21 protein-coding genes are annotated in these 21,310 nt (G+C 63.3%); 10 read left to right on the forward strand and 11 right to left on the reverse strand.

All coding sequences use genetic code 11. The features are described 5' to 3' along the window. The first annotated feature begins 65 nt into the window (after positions 1 to 65). From L0G76_RS04460 to L0G76_RS04470, 3 genes are all read left to right on the forward strand, one after another. Positions 66 to 1,484 carry an NAD(P)H-quinone dehydrogenase gene (locus L0G76_RS04460; protein ID WP_304356119.1) on the forward strand — a complete coding sequence of 473 codons (1,419 nt, stop codon included), beginning with the start codon at positions 66 to 68 and terminating at the stop codon, positions 1,482 to 1,484. A 116-nt stretch (positions 1,485 to 1,600) separates the two neighbouring features. Beyond that, positions 1,601 to 1,942: a YciI family protein gene (locus L0G76_RS04465; protein WP_304356120.1), complete on the forward strand. Its 342-nt coding sequence runs from the start codon at positions 1,601 to 1,603 to the stop codon at positions 1,940 to 1,942. After that, the gene (locus L0G76_RS04470) at positions 1,942 to 3,225 is read left to right on the forward strand and encodes an RNA polymerase sigma factor (RefSeq protein ID WP_304356121.1); all 1,284 of its coding nucleotides are present in this window, start codon (positions 1,942 to 1,944) and stop codon (positions 3,223 to 3,225) included. The genes L0G76_RS04465 and L0G76_RS04470 overlap by 1 nt, the downstream gene beginning before the upstream one ends. 8 nt (positions 3,226 to 3,233) lie before the next feature. Here L0G76_RS04470 and L0G76_RS04475 read toward each other — a convergent pair whose 3' ends face one another. The 3 genes from L0G76_RS04475 to L0G76_RS04485 form a co-directional block, all read right to left on the reverse strand. Continuing rightward, positions 3,234 to 5,042, reverse strand: coding sequence for an acetyl/propionyl/methylcrotonyl-CoA carboxylase subunit alpha (locus L0G76_RS04475; RefSeq protein WP_304356122.1), 1,809 nt, complete (start codon positions 5,040 to 5,042; stop codon positions 3,234 to 3,236). Between the two features lie 123 nt (positions 5,043 to 5,165). Continuing rightward, positions 5,166 to 5,834, reverse strand: a complete 669-nt coding sequence (locus tag L0G76_RS04480; RefSeq protein WP_304356123.1) for a Maf family protein — start codon at positions 5,832 to 5,834, stop codon at positions 5,166 to 5,168. Beyond that, entirely contained in the window at positions 5,831 to 6,787 is a 957-nt protein-coding gene (locus tag L0G76_RS04485; RefSeq protein ID WP_304356124.1) for an SGNH/GDSL hydrolase family protein, read from the reverse strand. The genes L0G76_RS04480 and L0G76_RS04485 overlap by 4 nt, the downstream gene beginning before the upstream one ends. Before the next feature lie 65 nt (positions 6,788 to 6,852). On the opposite strand from L0G76_RS04485, the gene L0G76_RS04490 reads away from it, so the two are divergent. Further along, positions 6,853 to 8,211, forward strand: coding sequence for an AI-2E family transporter (locus tag L0G76_RS04490; protein WP_304356125.1), 1,359 nt, complete (start codon positions 6,853 to 6,855; stop codon positions 8,209 to 8,211). A gap of 103 nt (positions 8,212 to 8,314) precedes the next feature. Here the strand turns inward: L0G76_RS04490 and greA are convergent, their stop codons facing one another. Together greA and L0G76_RS04500 are read right to left on the reverse strand one after the other, a co-directional pair. Then, the gene (gene greA, locus L0G76_RS04495; RefSeq protein WP_304356126.1) at positions 8,315 to 8,809 is read right to left on the reverse strand and encodes a transcription elongation factor GreA; all 495 of its coding nucleotides are present in this window, start codon (positions 8,807 to 8,809) and stop codon (positions 8,315 to 8,317) included. A gap of 214 nt (positions 8,810 to 9,023) precedes the next feature. Beyond that, positions 9,024 to 9,449, reverse strand: a complete 426-nt coding sequence (locus L0G76_RS04500) for a DUF4307 domain-containing protein (protein WP_304356127.1) — start codon at positions 9,447 to 9,449, stop codon at positions 9,024 to 9,026. 124 nt (positions 9,450 to 9,573) lie between these two features. Between L0G76_RS04500 and mca the strand changes: the two genes are divergently transcribed. Both mca and L0G76_RS04510 read left to right on the forward strand, forming a co-directional pair. Next, a complete protein-coding gene (mca, locus tag L0G76_RS04505; RefSeq protein WP_304356128.1) occupies positions 9,574 to 10,563 on the forward strand; it encodes a mycothiol conjugate amidase Mca in 990 nt (329 codons plus the stop codon). Next, a complete protein-coding gene (locus L0G76_RS04510) occupies positions 10,560 to 10,949 on the forward strand; it encodes a hypothetical protein (protein ID WP_304356129.1) in 390 nt (129 codons plus the stop codon). Before mca ends, L0G76_RS04510 begins: the two co-directional genes overlap by 4 nt. Positions 10,950 to 10,961: 12 nt before the next feature. Here L0G76_RS04510 and trhA read toward each other — a convergent pair whose 3' ends face one another. Beyond that, positions 10,962 to 11,762, reverse strand: a complete 801-nt coding sequence (trhA, locus tag L0G76_RS04515; RefSeq protein ID WP_304356130.1) for a PAQR family membrane homeostasis protein TrhA — start codon at positions 11,760 to 11,762, stop codon at positions 10,962 to 10,964. A 137-nt stretch (positions 11,763 to 11,899) separates the two neighbouring features. On the opposite strand from trhA, the gene L0G76_RS04520 reads away from it, so the two are divergent. Next, positions 11,900 to 12,661 (forward strand): isoprenyl transferase, encoded by a 762-nt coding sequence (locus L0G76_RS04520; RefSeq protein ID WP_304356142.1) that lies wholly within the window; start codon positions 11,900 to 11,902, stop codon positions 12,659 to 12,661. 177 nt (positions 12,662 to 12,838) lie between these two features. Beyond that, positions 12,839 to 14,146, forward strand: coding sequence for an RNA 5'-3' helicase PhoH2 (gene phoH2, locus L0G76_RS04525; protein ID WP_304356131.1), 1,308 nt, complete (start codon positions 12,839 to 12,841; stop codon positions 14,144 to 14,146). Positions 14,147 to 14,359: 213 nt separating this feature from the next. On the opposite strand, the gene L0G76_RS04530 is transcribed toward phoH2, so the two are convergent. The 3 genes from L0G76_RS04530 to glpX all read right to left on the reverse strand — a co-directional run bounded on the left by L0G76_RS04530 (position 14,360) and on the right by glpX (position 17,676). Then, positions 14,360 to 15,763, reverse strand: a complete 1,404-nt coding sequence (locus L0G76_RS04530) for a class II fumarate hydratase (protein WP_304356132.1) — start codon at positions 15,761 to 15,763, stop codon at positions 14,360 to 14,362. Between the two features lie 70 nt (positions 15,764 to 15,833). Next, positions 15,834 to 16,460: a carbonic anhydrase gene (locus L0G76_RS04535; protein ID WP_304356133.1), complete on the reverse strand. Its 627-nt coding sequence runs from the start codon at positions 16,458 to 16,460 to the stop codon at positions 15,834 to 15,836. 91 nt (positions 16,461 to 16,551) lie between these two features. Continuing rightward, positions 16,552 to 17,676: a class II fructose-bisphosphatase gene (glpX, locus tag L0G76_RS04540; RefSeq protein WP_304356134.1), complete on the reverse strand. Its 1,125-nt coding sequence runs from the start codon at positions 17,674 to 17,676 to the stop codon at positions 16,552 to 16,554. A gap of 209 nt (positions 17,677 to 17,885) precedes the next feature. Here glpX and L0G76_RS04545 point away from each other — a divergent pair, with 209 nt between their 5' ends. Further along, the gene (locus L0G76_RS04545; RefSeq protein ID WP_304356135.1) at positions 17,886 to 18,455 is read left to right on the forward strand and encodes a DUF4245 family protein; all 570 of its coding nucleotides are present in this window, start codon (positions 17,886 to 17,888) and stop codon (positions 18,453 to 18,455) included. Positions 18,456 to 18,458: 3 nt separating this feature from the next. Here the strand turns inward: L0G76_RS04545 and L0G76_RS04550 are convergent, their stop codons facing one another. Both L0G76_RS04550 and xseA read right to left on the reverse strand, forming a co-directional pair. Next, the gene (locus tag L0G76_RS04550) at positions 18,459 to 18,698 is read right to left on the reverse strand and encodes an exodeoxyribonuclease VII small subunit (RefSeq protein ID WP_304356136.1); all 240 of its coding nucleotides are present in this window, start codon (positions 18,696 to 18,698) and stop codon (positions 18,459 to 18,461) included. Positions 18,699 to 18,748: 50 nt separating this feature from the next. After that, complete coding sequence (gene xseA, locus L0G76_RS04555) at positions 18,749 to 20,059, reverse strand: exodeoxyribonuclease VII large subunit (protein ID WP_304356137.1); 1,311 nt, start codon at positions 20,057 to 20,059, stop codon at positions 18,749 to 18,751. A 154-nt stretch (positions 20,060 to 20,213) separates the two neighbouring features. On the opposite strand from xseA, the gene L0G76_RS04560 reads away from it, so the two are divergent. Beyond that, complete coding sequence (locus L0G76_RS04560) at positions 20,214 to 21,299, forward strand: 4-hydroxy-3-methylbut-2-enyl diphosphate reductase (protein ID WP_304356138.1); 1,086 nt, start codon at positions 20,214 to 20,216, stop codon at positions 21,297 to 21,299. The last annotated feature ends 11 nt before the right edge of the window (positions 21,300 to 21,310 follow it).

A 21,310-nucleotide genomic window follows, 5' to 3' on the forward strand; every position in this document is an offset into this window, starting at 1 on the left:
TCCGAGCCCTGTCCGAGCCGCAGCGGCCATTCGCCCTGTCGTCCGCTATTTGAGAGGATTGCACTGTGAACACTGAATTTGAATCCACTGCAGATCGAGTCGTCATCATCGGTGGTGGCCCGGGCGGATACGAAGCCGCGCTGGTCGCGGCCCAACTGGGTGCGGATGTGATGCTCATTGAGCGCAACCGCTGCGGTGGGGCCGCTGTCATCACCGACGTCGTTCCGTCGAAATCGCTCATCGCCACGGCCGAGATGATGGAAGAGATCGCCCGCTCCGACGGGCTGGGCATCCGCATCTACGACAGTGAGGGCGATGACAGCGATACGGTCGTCGCGGACCTCAAGGCAGTCAACAAGCGCATCCTGTCCCTGGCCGACGCCCAGGCCAATGACATCTACGAGGGACTGGTTCGTGCCGGCGTCAAGGTGATCCGGGGAACCGCGACTCTGGCCGACCGCGACCACGTCGATGTCGTCGAGGACGGCGGGACCGAGTACACGCTCGAAGCGTCGACGATCCTCCTGTCGGTGGGCTCCCATCCCCGTGAGCTCGACTCGGCGAAGCCGGACGGCGAACGTATTCTCAGCTGGACACAGCTCTACGACCTCGACGAGCTGCCCGAACACCTCATCGTCGTCGGTTCCGGTGTCACCGGTGCCGAGTTCGCGTCCGCCTACCGCGCACTGGGCACCAAAGTCACTCTGGTCTCCTCCCGTGAGAAGGTCCTGCCGGGTCAGGACGAGGATGCTGCCGACGTGCTGGAGTTCGTCTTCCGCAATAAGGGCATGAACGTCCTCTCTCGCTCGCGTGCGGACTCGGTCACGCGCACCGAGAATGGTGTCGAGGTGGTCCTGTCCGATGGACGTCGGGTTGAGGGATCCCACTGTCTGATGGCGGTCGGTTCCATCCCGAACACCGAAGGATTGGGCCTGAGCGGTGCCAAGATCAAGGTCAGAGAGTCCGGTCACATCAAGGTCGACGGAGTTTCGCGCACGTCCCGCTCCGGTGTCTATGCGGCCGGTGACTGCACCGGTGTGTTTCCTCTGGCGTCCGTGGCAGCGATGCAGGGTCGGATTGCGATGTTCCACGCGCTCGGCGACGCCGTTCAGCCGCTGAAGCTGCGCCACGTGGCCTCGAATGTGTTCACGGCTCCCGAGATCGCGACCGTCGGGTTCACCCAGCAGGACTACCGGGAGAACTCGACGGACATCGATACGGTCATGCTTCCACTGGACACGAACCCCCGCGCCAAGATGCTGGGCATCGAGGACGGGTTCGTCAAGCTCTTCGCCCGCCGAGGTTCGGGTTCGATTCTCGGCGGAGTCGTCGTCGGGCCCCGTGCCAGTGAACTGATCCTGCCGATCACCATGGCCGTGGAGAATCGTCTGACCGTCGATCAGCTGTCGGCGTCGTTCGTCGTCTACCCCTCGGTGAGCGGGTCTCTGACCGAGGCCTCACGGCAGCTGCACCGACACCTGTAGAAAAGTTTTTCCTTCCCAACTGTCGATATCTCTCCCGCTCACCCGTCAGGATAGTGTCAAGCACCTTCGCTTGACGTGCTCAGCGGATGCTGGGCACCTGACGCAGGGAGAGAGAAATGAAGTACGTACTTCTGCTCATGGGACATGCCGGCGATGCTGAATGCGGTGCCGACGAGGGGCCGGACCCCAGCGAGTTCATGGCCTTCGACCAAGAGATCAATGACGCTGGGATCGTGGTCGGAGGGTTCGCCCTCGAAGGCCCCGAAACCGCGGTGCGTGTGAGCTCCACCGCGGCTGACACGGTGGTGACCTCCGGTCCGTTCGCAGAGAGCGGCGAATTCGTCGGCGGTACCTATGTCATCGAAGTGGCCGATATCGATGAGGCGATCGCCTGGGCGAAGAAGAGTCCGGGTGCCGCACTGGGGCACATCGAGATAAGACCGGTCGCCGACTACTGATGGTCTCCGAGGTCAATCCGCCAGCAGTCGCCCGGCTCCTCCACTCGATCGGTGTCGAGGACCGCGGGCGGCTGCTGGCGGCACTGGCAGGCAGATTCCATGATCTCGATCTTGCCGAGGACGTGGTCCAAGAGGCCATGGTCCGAGCTATGGAGACGTGGACCGTGCGGGGTGTGCCGAAGAACCCACAGGCGTGGCTGATGACGACTGCGAAGAATCGGGCACTCGACATCATCCGCTCCGATGCGGTGAAGGCACGCCATCTCGCCGGGCTGAGGATCGAGTCCGAGTCCGGGCGCGGTGATCATTCGGATCACGCCGACCGTCTCGGCGAGGGCCTGAGCACGGCAGACATCGGCGATGAACGGCTGGGACTGTTCTTCACCTGCTCACACCCGACGTTGCCGGAACGGGAGAAGATCGCCCTCATCCTGCGCTTCCTGGCCGGTCTGAGCACGGCCGAGGTCGCCGCAGCGTTCCTCGTGGACACGACGACCATGCAACAGCGCATCGTCAGAGCCAAGAGACGGATCACCACAACGGGAATCCCCTTCGACACGCCGACGTCCGAGCAGCTGCAGGAGCGTCTTCCCGGCGTGCTGCGGGTCGTCTATCTCATCTTCACACAGGGTTTCACGCCGACCAGCGGGGCCTCCCACAGCAGAACCGATCTGCAGGAGGAGGCTATCGCGCTGACGCGACTGCTCGTCGGACTGCTGCCGACGAAGACCGAAGCCAGAGGGCTGCTGTCGCTGATGCTGCTCACCCGAGCACGAGCACCGGCACGAATCGATCCCGACGGCGTGCCCGTGCCCCTGGCCGAGCAGGACCGCAGCCTCTGGGATTCGAGGCTGATCGCCGAAGGATTGGGGTTGGCGCTGACCGGTGCGGGAGAGACTGAGGCCGGTCCCTATACCGTGCAGGCTGCGATCGCGGCACTGCATGCCGAAGCCGCCACCTACTCGGAAACGGATTGGGAGCAGATCCTCGTCCTCTACGGTATCCTCTCGAGGATGGAGCCGAGCCCCGTTGTGGCACTCAACCGGGCCGTGGCGATCGGGAAGGCGAAAGGGCCGAAGGAGGGGCTGAGCGCGCTCGAGGAGCTGGCGCCGGATCCGAGGCTGTCAGGTTACCGGCCCTTCCACATCGCACGGGCCATCACATTCAGTGAGTCGGGGATGCCCGACCACGCCGAGGCGGCCTTCAGAGACGCTCTGGACTGCCCCGGCAATGATGCCGAGTCCGAGTACATCGAGGACCAGATCAGGGACCTGCTGTCCTGAACTCGACCTCAGGCGGCGAAGCGGATGATCGGCTCTCCCGACCTCACCGAGACGCCGGTGTCGACGAGCACCTCGGAGACGGTTCCGGAATGGCCGGCCTTGAGCGGCTGCTCCATCTTCATCGCCTCGATCACGGCCAGGGTGTCACCGGCTTCGACCGTGTCACCGGTACGCACAGCCACTGACACGATCGTGCCCTGCATCGGGGCATTGAGCGAATTGGAGTCGTCGGCCAGCTGCGCGCCCTTGCGGCTGAGGCCGCGCTTGCGACGCGGCACACTCGGGCTGGGAACATGTCCCAGGTCGGAGATGACGTCCTTGGGAACCGAGACGGTCATCCGGCGGCCATCGACCTCGACGACAACACTGAAACTGTCGGTTGCTGTGCTCATCTGATCTCCTGGTTGCGGGTCGGCGAGTGGATTGACGAATGCGGTCTCGAGCCATGTCGTCCAGACCTCGAAGTCCTGGGCGAAGGCCTTCTCAGTCACAAGGACTCGATGGAGTGGAAGCAGAGTCGATACGCCCTCGATGCGGTACTCATCCAAGGCTCGACGGGCACGCGCCAGAGCCTGATCCCTGTCGCCTCCGGTGATGATGAGCTTGGCCAACATCGGATCGAAGTCGGTGCCGACGACGCTGCCTTCGCCGATGCCCGAGTCCAGGCGCACGCCCGGTCCAGCCGGTGCCCGGTGGTTCTTCACCGTGCCCGTGGCCGGGAAGTATGTGGTGGGGTCTTCGGCGTTGATTCGGAACTGGATCGAGTGGCCGCGAACCTGCGGGAACGCCTCAGGCAGGCGTTCTCCAGAGGCGATGTGCAGCTGCCAGGCGACGAGGTCGACCCCCGTGACCTCTTCTGTCACGGTGTGCTCGACCTGGATCCGCGCATTGGCTTCCATGAAGATGATCGTGCCGTCGATGCCCAGGAGGAATTCACAGGTGGCCGCTCCCACATAGCCGACTTGGGCGAGAACCCGGGTCGAGGCCTCGGTGACGATGCGCTCCTGTTCGGCACTGAGGAACGGTGCCGGGGCCTCCTCGACGATCTTCTGGTTCCGGCGCTGCAGGGAACAGTCGCGGGTGGACAGAACCCTCACATTGCCGTGGGCATCGGCAAGACACTGGGTCTCGATGTGACGCGGACGCACGATCTGCTTCTCGATGAGGCATTCGCCGCGACCGAAGGCGCTGCGTGCCTCACGGGTGGCCGCAGCATAGGCGCCCTCGAGGTCCTCGGCTGAGGCGCAGGCACGGAACCCGCGCCCTCCGCCACCGTGCACGGCCTTGATCACAATGGGATAGCCGATCCGCTGCGCCACCTCGGCGGCTTCGGCCAGGCCGGAGACGGCGCCGTCGGAACCCGGGGCGACGGGAGCAGAGACGGCCTCGGCGACCTCGCGAGCGCCGGACTTGTCTCCGAGGAGTTCGATCGCGGACGGAGGGGGACCGATCCAGGTCAGACCAGCATCGATCACGGCCTGAGCGAACAGTGCATTTTCGGCCAGATAGCCATAGCCGGGGTGGATCGCATCGGCGCCTGAGCGCTTGGCCAGGGCGAGGATCTTCTCGATGTCGAGGTAGGTCTCCCCGGGGCCGGTTCCGTCGAGCAGCCATGCGTCGTCGGCCAGGTGCACGAAATCGGCGTCGGAATCCGCGCGGGTGTAGACGGCGACGGCCCTGACGCCGAGGTCGTGGGCCGCGCGGATGATGCGCAGGGCGATCTCACCGCGATTGGCGATGAGGACGCGGCGGACAGCAGCTGTGGGCACACGGGTGTGCAATGGTGCAGGCGACTGTTCGGGGAGAACTGTGGTCATGGCGCTCCTTTGTATGATCACAGAACAATTTAGAGATCGGCACCAAGCGTTTGTAGCTGAGCGATAAAAACTTCGGCCGAAAACTTCAAACGCTTCGGGCGTGTTCGTCTGCCCTCAGCGATTCTACGCGCGCTGTGACCACAGGTCAGGCCAGAACAGGCCTGAGTCGCGGACCAGCTCACGGATCACGGGGAGGCTGAGGCCGAGGACGGTGAGATGGTCGCCTGCAAGGCGGTCGACGAACGCTCCTCCGTACCCGTCGATGGTCAGTGCACCGGCTACGTGGAAGGGCTCCTCGGTCGCGATGTACGCCTCGAGCTCCTCGTGAGTGGGCTCGCCGATGAGCACCGAGGTCGTCGATCGCTTCGAGCGGATGTCGACGAGTTCGAAGTTCGCCGTAGACGAGTTCGCACGTCTGAGCACGGCGAGCGTGTGTCCCGAGTGCAGCTCGGTCCACGCCCCTGCTATGTCCGCCCACACCTCACGTGTGCGTTCGGCTGTTCCGGGCTTGCCGATCGCTTCGCCCTCATGTTCGAGCAGCGAGTCCCCGGCAATGATGACTGCGGTATCGGCTGTGGCCAGCTGCGCTGGGGAGGAGCCGAGCACCCGGTCGATGACGGCGCGCGCCTTCGCCTCGGACAGGGCAGTGGTGAGATCCGCGACGGAGCCCGCAAAACGTGACTCGATGGCGGGTTCATCCACCTCGGAGACGATGATGATCGGATCGATTCCCGAAGCGGTGAGGATCTCTCGGCGGGAAGGGGACTGTGAGGCCAGGACGACAGGGATCACGAGGCTGCCCCGGATTCGAGGGCGGCATCGGCATCGATCGCTGCTTGGGGTTCGGACTCGAGCCTCGGGGAGGGGACCGGCCTGCGCGCGGCCTCGCCCTTCTCCGGGATGTCGAGGCTGCGGTCGACCTCGATGGGGGCCTCGATGCGATCGGCGATCGCTGCGAGAACGGTCGAGGACAACTGGGCATAGCCCAAAGTGCTGGGGAATCGCCCTGACTCGTTGAGCAGTGATCTGCGTGTGGTTCCACTCAGCGACCCGGTGGCCCGCAGCGGAGTGGCGCGGGCGGCCAGGGCCGCCAACCACTGCGAGCCGGCGAGCACCCGGGAGGTCCGACGCAAGGAGGTCTTGAGGGGATCCCGCAGGCCCGGAAGGCCGCCGAGGTTGGGGCAGACCAAGACGAAGACCGTATACCTGCCCTCTCTCTGGAGTCGATTGATCGCCTGGTTGAGCACGGGAATGCCGATGGTGCCGTGAATCGGGTGGACGATGTCTCCGGTGCCGATGGAGATGATCGCGAATCGACGCTGTTCGGTCCACGAATCGGAGAGCTGGCGCGAGAGCCAGGCGGAGCGCAGGATCTCATCGACCTGGCGCGGCAGGTCTTCGGACAGAGCTGAGGGGAGCGCGGTTGATTGGACGCGAACAGTGGTGCCCAGAATGCGGCCAAGCCCCCGGGCGATGAGGTTAGGCGGAGCCAGCGTCGGGTCGTCGACATCGATTCCACAGAGCCATGAGTCTCCGATGATCGCCAGCGCGGCGGAATCCTCGTCGTCGTAGTTGCGTGGGGGAGCGATCGCCTCGGCGAAGGTGGAATACGTGCGCTGCGCGTCGTCGTCGAACGCTCTGCGGAGTGCGCCTGCCTGGTGGCGGAGGAGACCAACGGCCGAGGCGCCGACACCTACGACCGTGCCCGTCATGGTGGCCAAGGTGTACAACATGCGTTTTCCCACGAAATTCCCTCCTTTAACCGTCATCATTGCACTTCTCTGAGCCTGGCAACAACTATTGTTGAGTTATGTCCGACAATGAGAAGAAGCAATCCCCGAACCGGTTCCGTGGGGCCTGGCACGCATTCCGCAAGGGCCGTGACGAGGGACGATCCCAGTCTTCCGAGCAGGCTTCGCGTGTTCAGGATGTCAGTGCCGAGGAGATCGCGCACAGCCGCATCGAAGCCGAAGCAGTTCCATATGTGGCTCCGGGGCTCAAGCTCGCCGCCGCGTGGTCCTGGCGTTCGCTTGTGGTGCTCGCCGCTATCGGCGTCGCATTCTGGCTGCTGGCGAAGATCTCGAGTGTCGTGCTGCCGGTGCTCATCGCCCTGCTGCTCACCGCACTTCTGGCACCATTCACCAACTGGATGGTGAAGAGAGGACTGCCCCGAGTCGCCGCCGCACTCATCGCCTTCATCGGGTTCATCGTCGTCGTCTCGGGACTCTTCACTCTGGTCGGCCAGCAGATCTACTCCGGAATGCCAGACCTCGTCGATCAGGTCATCACCGGATTCGCCGGAATCAGCGACTGGCTGTCTACCAGGCCCTTCGGCCTGGACGCCTCAACGGTCTCGGGCTATATCGATGACTCGATCGCTGCCGCTACGGACTTCTTCCAGAACAACAGCTCCCAACTGCTCGGCGGCGCCTGGCAGGCGACGTCGTCGGTGGGTACCTTCCTCACCGGCGCCGCCGTCTGCCTGTTCGCGACCTTCTTCTTCCTCTATGACGGAGAGAAGATCTTCCGCTGGGTGATGCGTCTGCTGCCGCTGCCGGCGCGGCCCACCGCCACCGGTGCTTCGGAGCGCGGCTGGACCACGCTGGTCCAGTACGTGCGTGTGCAGGTCCTCGTGGCCGGCGTCGACGCAATCGGCATCGGCATCGGTGCGGCATTCCTGGGGATCCCGTTGGTGATTCCGATGACGGTGCTCGTGTTCCTGGCCTCGTTCGTTCCTGTTGTGGGCGCGATCGCTTCGGGAGTTGTCGCGGTCCTCGTCGCTCTGGTGTCGAACGGTCCGATCAGCTCACTCATCATGCTGGGCGTGGTCATCGCGGTGCAGCAGATTGAGAGTCAGGTCCTGCAGCCGTTCCTCATGGGCAAGGCCGTCTCCGTTCATCCCCTGGCGGTCATCCTCGCGGTGACCGGCGGTGGTTTCCTGTTCGGCATTGTCGGCGCACTGTTCGCGGTGCCGATGGTGGCCGTCGTCAACACGGTCGTCAGCTACATTGCCACAGCGAAGAATCCCGATGATTCGGAAGGCGGTGAAGGGGATGAGGCCTCTGCCGTGCTGGACAGAGCCAAGGGCAAGCTCGATACCGCGATCCACGAGGCGGCAGTGGAGACATCTGAGGGTGACTCACCAGAGGGCGGCAGTCGAACCGAATGACTCAACCTGCGAGTCAAGCAGCGGCCATGTGAATAGAGCAGTGGGCGGGTGATCATCACCCGCCCACTGGTCTCTGGCTGTTCCCCGGTCGCCGGGTGGTCGATCAGCCGGAGAAAGGTTCGATTTCCTTGACCTCGACCTTGATCTCCTTGCCGTTGGGGGCTTCGTAGCTGGTCTTTCCGCCGGCGGCGACGCCGAGCACCGCGGCGCCCAGTGGGGACTTCTCCGAAAACACGTCGATATCCGAATCGCCGGCGATCTCACGGCTGCCCAGCAGGAATCGCATTTCGTTTCCTGCGACATCCGCAGTGACGACGGAGCCGGGAGACACGGTTTTGCCATCGCTGTCGCTGGATCCGACCTTCGCGGACTGCAGGAGCAGTTCGAGCTGGCGAATGCGTGCCTCCTGCTTGCCCTGTTCCTCACGCGCTGCGTGGTAGCCGCCGTTCTCCTTCAAGTCACCCTCGTCGCGGGCGGCTTCGATCTTCTCAGCAATCTCTGCCCGTCCCGGTCCGGAGAGGTGTTCAAGTTCCTGCGACAGACGGTCGTAGGCTTCCTGAGTCAACCATGTTTCTTCCTGGGTGACATCCTCAGTCATGATTTCTCCTTCTTCGGTTCGGTGCACTGACAGGCGCGTCAGGCAACGAAAAACCGGGCGTTGGGTACGCCCGGATGTTGAATGAAACTACAGTCTAACGCATCTGCACGCGAAAACGATGATCTCCGTCACGCGCACTGACACCTGTTGTCGACTGTTGGGTCGTGAGTTGTGGCCTGTGGGGCGTGCTGGAGGCGAAGCGCAGCCAGCGGTGCTATTCGAACCAGCAGGCGTCGGCGTGTCCGGACGCGGCGACCTGGGTCGTGGCCAGATCGATGTCCATCTGCCTGGGCGAGTTGGGGTCGGCGTTGGGATCGGCCGGGACAGTGACCTCGGTGAACCCGACGACGGCCTCGTATTCGTTCGTCGCCTGAACGATGCAGTGCACATCCCGATCCTGATCAGGAAATATTGCCACTGAGACCTGTGTTGACGAAGAGTCGACAACTGAATAGCCAAGCGTCTTGGGAGTCGTGGGAGTCGTCTGTGGGCGGAACGCCACGAACGCAATCGCGATGACCAAGGCAGAGACGATGACGACAGCGATGATCTTGGCTGTCTTTCCCAGGCGACGTCTGGGCTCGCGGACACGGCCGTATCGATCGTCATGCAGTGGTTGTTCCACTGTTACCTCAGTCATTGAATTCCTCATCTACGAACATTGCGCACTAACCTAGAGTAGTCGATCCGTCTCCTGCGATCATTTCAGCCATCGCGCAGGAAACGGAACGTCACCAGGCTGAATCGAAAGGGACATACGAAACATGACTTCGCTTCCGTACCATGGACTGCGTCTGCTGACGGTGCATGCTCATCCTGACGACGAATCTTCGAAGGGTGCGGCCACGAGTGCGAAGTACGCCTCGCTGGGGGCGCGAGTCCTCATCGCCAGCATGACCGGCGGTGAAGCCGGAGACATCCTCAACCCCGCACTGCTGCAGAGTCCGAAGGCCACACGCGACATCGCAGGCCTGCGTCGAGAAGAGATGGCCTCGGCCGCAGCTGCCCTGGGAGCCGAACACGTGTGGGTCGGGCACGTCGACTCCGGATTGCCCGATGGCGACTTCGACAACCAGACTCCTCCCGGCTGCTTCTACCGTGTCCCCGACGAGGTGGCCATGCTGCCCCTGGTCCACATCATCCGCAGCTTCCGCCCACAGGTCGTGACGACCTACGACGAGCTGGGCGGATACCCGCACCCCGACCACATCAAGAACCATGCTGTGACGATGGCGGCGGTCGCCGCCGCCGCGGACCCGGAGCAGAACCCGGAACTCGGCGAGCCCTGGCAGGTTGAGAAGGTCTACTTCAACCAGGATCTGTCTGCGAAGAAGTGGGTGACCATCCACGAGAAGATGACCGAAGCCGGTCTCGAGTCTCCCTTCGCCGACCACATCGAAGACTTCAAGAAGCGCGATGCCCAACGGGTCAACTGGCTGAGCACGACGATCGACTGCGTGGAGTTCTTCGCCTCACGTGATCGTGCACTGCTGTCCCATGCCACACAGATCGACCCGGAGGGCGGATTCTTCTCCGCCTCACGCAAAGCGGCGCGGACATACTGGCCGACGGAGGAGTTCGAGCTGGCCGTCGACAATACTGGTCGCACAGCTCTGACTCCCGGCGTTGATTTCCAGGAGACCGATCTCTTCGCCTCCGTGACCATGGATGATGGCCGCAAGGTGCCCGCGGAGGGCATGTTGCCCGCCTCACCGGACGATGATGACGACGAAGCGATGGGTGAGAGCGCATGATTCTGGCCACAGCACAGACCGCGAACCCCAGCGAAGGCCCTGATCCTGAACTGGTGACTCCCGGTACGATCGGCTTCCTGGCAACACTGGTCATCGTCATCTTCGTGATCTTCCTCATCCGTGATGCCCTCAGACGCGTCCGCCGCGTGCGCGCCCGCGCACATGCCGATGATGCGTATCCGATCCCGATGCGCAAATACGCGGTGCCCAACCAGTCAAAGCTCTCCGGGGAGACTGCACCGAAGTCGGCTGCGGACGCTGAAGAGCAGACCGAGCCGGCAGAGACGGAACCTGGGCGGGCCGAATCGTCCGAGGTCGACCCGCCTGAGGCTGACCCGGAGCACACAGATCAGGCTCAGGCCGATCCCGCACGGCGGCAGGACTGATCCGCAGGAGGTCTAGTAGGCGGCTACCGCGGCGACGAGAAGGGCCGCGAGATGGCAGCCGTAGCCTGCGATGGTCAGGATGTGGAAGATCTCATGGAAGCCGAGCCACTTCGGGGAGGGGTTCGGCTTCTTGATTCCATAGATCACGGCTCCGACGATGTAGCAGACGCCACCGGCAACGACGAGGATGCCCACTGCGGGGTTGCTCGCCCAGATCTGGGGAATATAACCGACTCCTGCGACCCCGAAGCCCACATAGATGGGAACGAAGAGCCACCTCGGCGCGGTGGTGAAGATGGTCCTGAAGGCGGTTCCCAGAATCGCCGCGCCCCAGAGGACGGACAGGAGCAGGATCGTCTGGTCTGTCCGCAGGGTCAGCACCGCCAGTGGCGTATACGTCCCGGCGGTGATGAGGAAGATGTTTGCGTGGTCGAGCCGGCGCAGAATCAGTCGGGCTCGAGTGCGCCACCGTCCCCGGTGATAGACGGCAGAGGTACCGAAGAGCAGCATCCCGGTGATGGCGAAGATCGCTGCGGCGATCCGGGACTCGATCGTGGGGGAGATGATGACCAGCGCCAAGCCCCCGAGCATCGCCACGGGAAAGGCTGCTGCGTGGAACCAGCCACGCAGTTTGGGCTTGACCTGGCCCGCCAGTTTGTTCAATTCTCGGCGCAGAGCCGAGCGCCTGCGGGCGATATGCACGGGGTAGCCGGAGCGCGACTCCGCCGAGCGTGTGGAGTCGACTGAGCTCTGATCTTCGGGCGTCTGGCCTTCGGAGCCAGGTGAGGATGGTTCAGTGACTGATGCGTTCATGGTTCCAGGATATCGACGTCACCTGAGGGATCGTTCAACACCAGGTTCGCCGGAGCCGCCGCCGACGCGAAGCTGTTCGAGATAGTACTGTGTATGGTGGTCGAACCGACCGGGAATCGAGTGTGAAAGAGGACAGTGTGGTGCGACCGGTGAGCCTGCTCTACCGTCTCTATGAGCGGCGGCTCCTGCGCGAGCTCGACAGGTCGGTGCCGGTGCCGCGGCATGTGGGCGTCATCACCGACGGCAACCGGCGGTGGGCGAAGGAGTTCGGTGCCACCACCGCAGACGGGCACCGGGCCGGAGCCGAGAAGATCGTCGAATTCCTCGGCTGGTGCGATGAGATCGACGTCGATATCGTCACACTCTACGTACTGTCCAAGGAGAACCTCGCCAGGTCCGCCGAGGAGGTCGAGGTCCTCATCGAGATCATCTCCGACCTGGTCGAGAAGATCGCCGCACTCAAAGGCGTGCGGGTGCAGTTGGTCGGCGACCTGGAGATCCTGCCACCGGGCCTGCGGGCACGCTTGGAGGCGGCCACCTCGGCGGGGGACTGCCAGATGCGGGTCAACGTCGCCGTCGGCTACGGGGGGCGTCAGGAGATCGTCAACGCGGTGAAGTCCCTGTTGCGCCTGCGCACCGACGAGGGCACCGATCTGGAGACGATCATCTCCGAACTCTCGCCGCAGCAGATCAGCGAACATCTCTACACCAAAGGCCAACCGGACCCCGACCTCATCATCCGCTCCTCTGGCGAGCAGCGCCTGTCCGGGTTCCTCATGTGGCAGAGCGCCTACTCGGAGTTCTATTTCTGCGAAGCGTACTGGCCCGACTTCCGGCGCACCGACTTCCTGCGCGCGGTTCGCGACTACGGACTGCGCCAGCGTCGTTTCGGGAAATAGGTCTCAGGCCCTCCGCGGTTCACATGAAGTTCACGACCGCGACTCTCCCGAACACGCGTGCCGTTACTGAACGTGCATCGATTCGGGGATAGGTTGGCAGTAGTTGGTCGACACCAACCCGAGATCGGGGGATGTCAAGACTCGGATCTCGGCGGTACTCACGCCACAGGGGTCCTCATGACCGCATATGTCCACACCTACGTTCTCGACACCTCGGTGCTGCTCTCCGACCCGGGTGCCCTGTTGAGATTCGCAGAACACCACCTCGTCATTCCGCTGGTCGTCGTGTCCGAGTTGGAAGCCAAACGCAATCATCCCGAACTCGGTTTCACCGCCCGCAAGGCTCTGCACATCCTCGACGACTTCCGATCCGACTATGACCGCCTCGATGAGCCGATCCCGGTCGGCGATGCCGGCGGAACATTGCGGGTCGAACTCAACCACGTCGATGCCTCGTCGATGCCGATCGGCTTCGACCGTTCGGAGAATGACACTCGCATCCTCGCCGTGGCTCGCAATCTCGCCGCGGAAGGACAGAACGTGGTGGTCGTGACCAAGGATGTGCCGATGCGCGTGAAGGCCTCGGCACTCGGTCTGCAGGCCGAGGAGTATCTGGCGGAGCTGGCCACCGACTCCGGGTTCACGGGGATGAGCGAGCTGTCATTGGACGAGAACGAGATGTCGCAGTTCTACGAAGAGGGGTGGGCCACCACCGAAGCGGTCGCCGACGAGGTCGTCAACACCGGAGTCGTCATCACCTCTCCGCGCGGTTCCGCACTCGGTCGTGTCCGAAGGGGCAAACGAGTGTCGCTGGTGCGCGGCGATCGCGACATCTTCGGAGTCCACGGCCGGTCGGCTGAGCAGCGAGTGGCGATCGACATGCTCCTCGACGATGCGCTGGGAATCGTGTCCTTGGGAGGCCGAGCCGGAACGGGGAAGTCCGCACTCGCCCTCATGGCAGGACTGCAGAAGGTGCTCGAGGAGAACAAGCATTCGAAGATCATGGTCTTCCGACCGATCTACGCCGTCGGCGGGCAGAACCTGGGCTTCCTGCCCGGCAGCGAGGGCGAGAAGATGAACCCGTGGGCCGAAGCAGTCTTCGATACCCTCGGAGCTCTGGTCAGCAAGAACGTCATCGAAGAGGTGATGAATCGCGATCTGCTCGAGGTGCTGCCGCTGACTCACATCCGCGGCCGGTCACTGCACGATGCGTTCGTCATCGTCGACGAGGCACAGTCACTGGAGCGCAATGTGCTCCTGACCGTGCTCTCTCGCATCGGGATGAATTCGAAGGTGGTGCTCACCCACGATGTGGCTCAGCGGGACAACCTGCGGGTGGGTCGGCATGATGGTGTGGCTGCGGTGATCGAGAAGCTCAAGGGCCATGATCTCTTCGCCCATGTCACGCTGACCAGATCGGAGCGCTCCGAGATCGCAGCTCTGGTCACCGATGTGCTCGAGGAGTTCGACCCCTTCCGTTCCTAGACGGACTGGCTGGGCGGAAGGCCCTCGGTTGCTGTTTCAAGAGCTGATCTGCGCCGAGAGCGCACCATAGTATCGAGCGCGCACCTCACAAGGTGTGCGCTCGATGCCAAGGTGTGCGCCCGACGATGTGGATGCCGAAGGGCCCGGCGCGCGGAGATGACTTCCGCGTCGCCGGGCCCTGTCGGTGCGGCAGTGTGTCGGTGCGGCAGTCGCCTACTTGTAGCTGCCGATCATCGTGGTGACGTCGAGTGCCTTGTCGAGGTCGGCCTCGGTGATGGAGCCGTCGGAGACGAAGCCGAGGTCGATCGTGGCTTCCTTCACAGTCATCTTGTTGGCCACAGCGTGCTTGGCGATCTTCGCCGCCGATTCGTAGCCGATGACCTTATTCAGCGGAGTCACGATGGAGGGGCTCGCCTCGGCGAGGAAGCGGGCGCGCTCCTCATTGGCCGCCAGCCCGTCGATCATCTTCTCGGCCATGACGGTCGAGGAGTTCGCGAGCAGTCGAATGGATTCGAGCAGGTTCGAAGCCATCACGGGGATGCCGACGTTGAGCTCGAAGGCGCCATTGGTCGAGGACAGGGCCACTGTCGTGTCATTGCCGATGACCTGCGCGGCGACCTGGATCGTGGCCTCGCAGATGACGGGGTTGACCTTGCCCGGCATGATCGAGGATCCGGGCTGCAGGTCGGGGATGGCGATTTCGCCGAGGCCGGTGTTCGGTCCCGATCCCATCCACCGAAGATCGTTGCAGATCTTCATGTAGCCGTAGGCGATCGTGCGCAGCTGTCCGGAGGCCTCGATGAGACCGTCGCGGTTGGCCTGGGCCTCGAAGTGATTGCGTGCTTCCGTGATGGGAAGTCCGGTCTCCTCGGCGAGGATCTCGACAACGCGGACGGAGAAGCCATCGGGGGTGTTGATGCCGGTGCCCACTGCGGTTCCGCCCTGCGGGACCTCAGCCACGCGGGGCAGCGAGGCCTGGATGCGTTCGATGCCGTAGCGGACCTGGGCGGCGTATCCGCCGAATTCCTGGCCCAGGGTCACCGGGGTGGCGTCCATGAGGTGGGTGCGGCCGGACTTGACGACCTGGGCAAAATCCTTCGCCTTCTTCTCCAGTGAGACAGCCAGTGTTTCCATGGCCGGGACCAGCGTGTTGACCAGGGCCTTGGTCACGGCCAGGTGCACCGAGGTGGGGAACACGTCGTTCGACGACTGTGAGGCATTGACGTGGTCATTGGGGTGAACGTCGATGCCCTGGGATTCGAGGGCCGTGGTCGCCAGTGAGGCGAGGACCTCATTGGTGTTCATGTTCGAGGAGGTCCCCGAACCGGTCTGGAACACGTCGATGGGGAAATGCGCATCGTAGTCGCCGGCGATGACGGCATCGGCGGCGTTCTGGATAGCTTCGGCCCGGGCAGCGTCGAGAACTCCGAGCTCGAGGTTGGCCTTCGCCGCTGCCTTCTTCACCTGAGACAAGGCGGCGATGTGAGCCGATTCCAGGGTCTTGCCCGAGATTGGGAAGTTCTGCACGGCGCGCTGTGTCTGTGCGCTGTAGAGAGCATCTTTGGGAACCTTCACTTCTCCCATGGTGTCGTGTTCGATGCGGAATTCTTCGCTCATAGTTGTCCTTTCCGACATGGTGTCTGGGCTGTTGCCGTTGTTTCTGCGGCGGCCGCGAAAGCAGCCGTGGTCAGGAAGCGTAGGTTGATGTGGCGTCCTCGTCGCCGCCGTACTGTGCGACGACGGTGGTCCGGCCGTCGTGCAGCTGGTAAGTCAGACCGACGATGATGAGGCGGCCTTCGTCGACGGCACGGGAGATGATTGCCGAGAGCTGCATGATCTTGTCAACTGTGTCCATGGTGTTCTGCGCGACTGTCTCATTGACGGTCCTGCGGTTGTTCTTGCGCGCCCTGGCCACAGTGGGCAGAATCCGGGCCACGACATCGGAGATGAATCCGGGGGGAGTCTCGCCCGAGTCGTAGGAGTCATACGCTGCTGTCACGGCACCGCAGCTGTCGTGGCCGAGCACGACCAGCAGCGGAGTGCCGAGCATCTCGACCCCGTATTCCAATGAGCCGAGGGTGACCGGATCGACGACCTGTCCCGCGTTGCGGACGACGAACATGTCGCCGAGGCCGACGTCGAAGATCATTTCGGCAGCAACCCGCGAGTCGGAGCAGCCGAAGAGGGTGACGAACGGCTTCTGATTGTCCGACAGCGCTTCACGACGGGCAGTGTCCTGGTTAGGGTGCTGTGGAACGTCATCGACGAATCGATGATTGCCTTCGAGCAGACGTTTCCAAGCCTCGTTCGGCATCAGCCATTACCTTCTTCCGGGTTGTGCGGACAGGGGGTCGAATCGGTGGAGTCCGCGTCGACAGTGATCTGGTGGTTGTCGGGACCGGCCTTCAGATGAGTCCGCGGCGAGCCGCCTCCTCGGCAGCCTCCACGTATGAGTGGGTCTTTGCCGCCTGGTGCTCGGCGAAGACCGAACGCACAGTTCCCGACTTGGAACGCATCACCAGTGAGTGAGTGGTCACGTGTCCGCCGTCGAACTTCACTCCGTCGAGCAGATCACCATTGGTGATGCCGGTTGCCACGAAGTAGCTGTTGTCGCCGGTGACGAGGTCATCGGTATTGAGCACCTGATCGATGTCGAGTCCGGCTGCTGCTGCGGCCTCACGCTCAGAATCGTCCTGTGGCCACAGGCGGCCCTGGATGACTCCGCCCAGCGCCTTGATCGCGCAGGCGGTGATGATGCCTTCGGGGGTGCCGCCGATTCCCATCAGCATGTCGACACCGGTCCCGGGACGGCAGGCGGCGATGGCGCCTGCGACATCGCCATCGGTGATGAGCTGGATGCGTGCTCCTGCGGCGCGGATCTCATCGATCATCTTCTGATGACGCGGACGATCGAGGATCATCACGGTCACAGACGCGGGGTCGTTGGTACCTTTGCCCTTGGCGACGCGGCGGATGTTCTCTGCCACCGGCAGGCGCAGGTCGACGGCGTCGGCGGCAGCGGGGCCTGTGACGAGCTTCTCCATGTAGAAGACTGCGGACGGGTCGTACATGGCGCCGTCCTCGGTGACTGCCATGACCGAAATGGCGTTGGGCATTCCGAGAGCGGTCAGCCGGGTGCCGTCGATCGGGTCGACAGCCACATCACAATGGGCGCCTTCGCCGTCGCCGACCTGCTCACCGTTGAAGAGCATCGGTGCTTCGTCCTTCTCGCCCTCGCCGATGACGACCCGTCCGGCCATGCGGACAGTGGAGATGACGTTGCGCATCGCCGCGACAGCGGCACCGTCGGCAGCAATCTTGTCACCGCGACCGACCCAGGGGGCGGCAGCAATAGCGGCGGCCTCGGTGACTCTGACGAGCTCGAGGGCGAGGTTGCGGTCGGGAGCGTCGGCTCCGACCTGTGCTTTCTGGGACCAGACATCCGTCACAGCAACGGGAGGAGCCACGGCATCCACTCGGCCTCGGTCATGATGAGATTTCACGTCAGCAGATTCATTGGAGTCACTCATGAGTCCAATTGTGCCACCCCGCACGTTCGGCTCCGACATCGGGACGAATTCGCATCGGCACTGTGTCGGTCATCGTGATGGCTCGCTCAGGATTGGCCCTGGGAGGCGCCGGCGAGGACAATGGCGATGTGAATGCCCAATCCGATACCAACGTTGTGGGGAATCAGGCGCCTGTGACACGCACGGATGCCGGTCCTGGGGGAGTGCCAATGACTGACGAGTCCGGAGTGATGCTCCCGGGGTCCAGGGAAGAGATGCGCTTCCTGCGGAAGAACTCGAACTGGGTCAACATGATCATCGCTATCCTGGCCTGCCTGGCCGTCGTCGCTGTGGTTCTGCTTTTGGCGCCGCAGCCGGAGGTCGACTCCAAACGGGTGGTCGACTACCAGACGATCGCGGAGCAGTCTCAGGGCAGCGCCGACTTCGACCTCGTCGTGCCTGAAATCCCGAGTGGTTGGACGTCGAACGAGGCGAGTCTGGACCGCATGGGTGATTCCGACTACGTCTCCTGGTATGTGTCCTTCGTCGGTAACGAGCGGCAATGGGTCAGCATCGATCAGGCCAAGGCCACCGAGAACTGGGCCGAGAACCAAGTGGACGACGCGGTTGCTGCTGAGGCAGTGACCGTCGGAGGCTCCGACTTTCAGATCTATCGGACCGAGGACGCCAAGGAATACTGGGTCACGGGTAAGGGCGACACCTTCGTCGTCATCACCGCAATCGCTACTCCCGAGACCATCGACTCCTTCGCGCAGCAGGTCGCCGATCAGCTGAAATGAGGTTCAGTCCTCGTCGTCTGAGGACTCGTCCCGCGCCTTGTCGAGGCGTTCTCGCGCTCCGTCGAGCCATCCCTGGCAGCGGTCGGCCAGGGCTTCGCCGCGTTCCCACATGCTCAGGGATTCTTCCAGGGGCAGGTTGCCGGCTTCGAGCCGTTTGACGATTCCGACGAGTTCTTCACGAGCCTGCTCGTAGCTGAGGGAGCTGATGTCGGCCTGGCTCTGCGCAGTTGCTGGTTCTGTCATGATTGCGTCCTTCGTGTGTGATTGCTCGAGTGAGCTTTGGCCGGTTGCTGTTACTGCTGGGACGATCGGCTGTCATCTGTGCTCTCCTGCACAGCCGTCACCTCGGCATCGAAGCGTCCGCGAGCGACACGGACGTGGACGCCGGCGCCGGCGCTGACCTCGGCCGAGTCCCTGATGGCCTGGCCGTCGTCGCTTTGGACGACGGCGTAGCCTCGTTCGAGGGTCCGCAGTGGTGACAAGGACCGCGCCTGTGAGCGCAGATGACTGATCTCGGTCTGTCCCTGCATGATACGCGTCGTGGTCGCTTGGAGACTGCGTCGCCGAATCAAGCGCAGCTGCTCTTCGTGAGCGGTCACCATGGTCTGCGGCTCCGCAAGGACCGGACGTGATCGGACTGCGGTGAGCATCTCCTGTTCCCGGTCGATGATCCGATTGACGGCGGCCTCGAGTTCGGCCCGAGCACGCAGCAGGTTCATGGACTCTTCGGCCACGTCGGGGACGATGCGCTTGGCCGCATCGGTGGGCGTCGATGCGCGCATGTCGGCGACTTCATCGAGGATCGGACGATCGGCTTCGTGACCGATTGCCGATACCACGGGAGTGTTCGCAGCGGACACAGCACGGACGAGTGCTTCGTTGGAGAACGGGAGCAGGTCCTCCATGCTTCCACCACCCCGAGCGATGATGATGATGTCGATCTGCGGATCGGCATCGAGTTCGGCCAGGTTCTTCATCACACCTGGCACTGCGTCGGGTCCCTGGACGGCGCAGTTGCGGATTTGGAATTCGGCGGCCGGCCAGCGCAGGTGGACATTGCGAACGACGTCCTTCTGCGCATCGGAGTCTCTGCCGGTGATGAGGCCGATCCGGTTGGGCAGGAAGGGCAGACGCAGTTTCCGATTCGGATCGAACAGGCCTTCTGCGCCGAGCTGCTTCTTCAATCGCTCCAGCCTGGCCAGGAGTTCGCCAAGTCCCACGGCGCGGATGTCATTGGCCCGCATGGTCAGTCGGCCGGTCTTCGTCCAGAAGTCGGCTTTGAGATTGGCGACGACATGGCTGCCTTCGGACAGCGGTGCGCCGGTGCGTTCGAGGACGTTCTTCCAGATCTGCACGGGCAGCGACATCTCGACATCGGTGTCGCGCAGAGTCAGATAGCTGGCCTTGCCGCGGTGGTTGAGCTCGACGACCTGTCCCTCGATCCACACGCTCGACATGCGATCGATATAGGACTTCATCTTGCTTGAGAGCAGGCTCAGGGGCCACGGATTCTCCGCCGTCGTCTCGCCTGCTGTCGGGGCCAGCTCCTGACCGTCGACCGATTCGCCGAGGGTCCCGGGCGTGCCGGAAATTCGTTGCGCCATGTTGTCTCCCCTTCCAACCCACCACCCTAACGAACGGTGGTGACATGGCGAATCATTGCCGCACAGGAACGTCAGCGGCTGGGGCGCAATTGTTTGGGGTGCGATGTGGATTGCTTCACCTTTGTAGCCGTTGTTCAGGTCCTCGGCCTAAACTGTGCTTGTGACTGCCGTATCTGTACCCACGCCCACCATTCCGCGCAAACGCCTTGCTCCGGAGGACATCCGGACGCCTGAAGGCGCTGACCAGAAGGTGCTTCTGGCCGCCCCGCGCGGATACTGCGCCGGCGTTGACCGCGCAGTGATCGCTGTCGAGCGCGCACTCGAGCACTATGGTGCTCCCGTCTATGTGCGCAAGGAGATTGTGCACAACCGGCATGTGGTCGACACCCTGGCCGAACGCGGCGCCGTGTTCGTCAATGAGACCGACGAAGTTCCCGAAGGCGCCAGACTCGTGTTCTCCGCACACGGTGTCTCTCCGGCTGTCCACGCCGAGGCGGCCGCACGTGAGCTCTCCACAATCGATGCCACCTGTCCCTTGGTCACGAAGGTCCACCGCGAAGCCGTTCGCTTCGCGCGGGACGGTTACCGCATCCTCCTTGTCGGCCACGCCGGTCACGAAGAGGTCGAAGGCACGATGGGTGAGGCGCCCGATGACATCACGCTGATCCAGAACCCGGAAGAAGCGAGGGCCGTCGAAGTCGCCGAGGCCGAGAGCCTGGTCTGGCTTTCACAGACGACGTTGAGTGTCGACGAAACGATGGCCACAGTCGATATCCTGCGTGAACGGTTCCCACACTTGCAGGACCCGCCAAGCGATGACATCTGCTATGCCACGTCGAACCGGCAGGTGGCAGTGAAGAAGGTTGCCCCGCAGTCCGATCTGGTTCTGGTCGTCGGCTCGGCCAACTCATCGAATTCCGTGCGTCTTGTCGAAGTTGCTCTGGAGCACGGAGCTAAGGACGCTCGTCGGGTCGATTTCGCGCGTGATGTTGACGAAACCTGGTTCCATGACGTCTCGTCTGTCGGCGTGACCTCAGGAGCCAGCGTGCCAGAAGGGCTGGTACAGGACCTTCTGGAGCTGTTGGCCGAGTACGGCTTCGGTTCGGTCGAGGAAATCGTCACGGCGGAGGAAGACATCATGTTCTCCTTGCCTCGTGAACTGCGCAAGGATCTCAAGGCCGCGGGTAAGAAGACGTCGAACAAGCGCGATGGTGCCGACCGGGAACACGACCTGATCTGACCGGCGCTTTC

Origin of the sequence: Brevibacterium picturae (genome assembly GCF_030453725.1) — a bacterium.
Taxonomy (GTDB): domain Bacteria; phylum Actinomycetota; class Actinomycetes; order Actinomycetales; family Brevibacteriaceae; genus Brevibacterium; species Brevibacterium sandarakinum_A.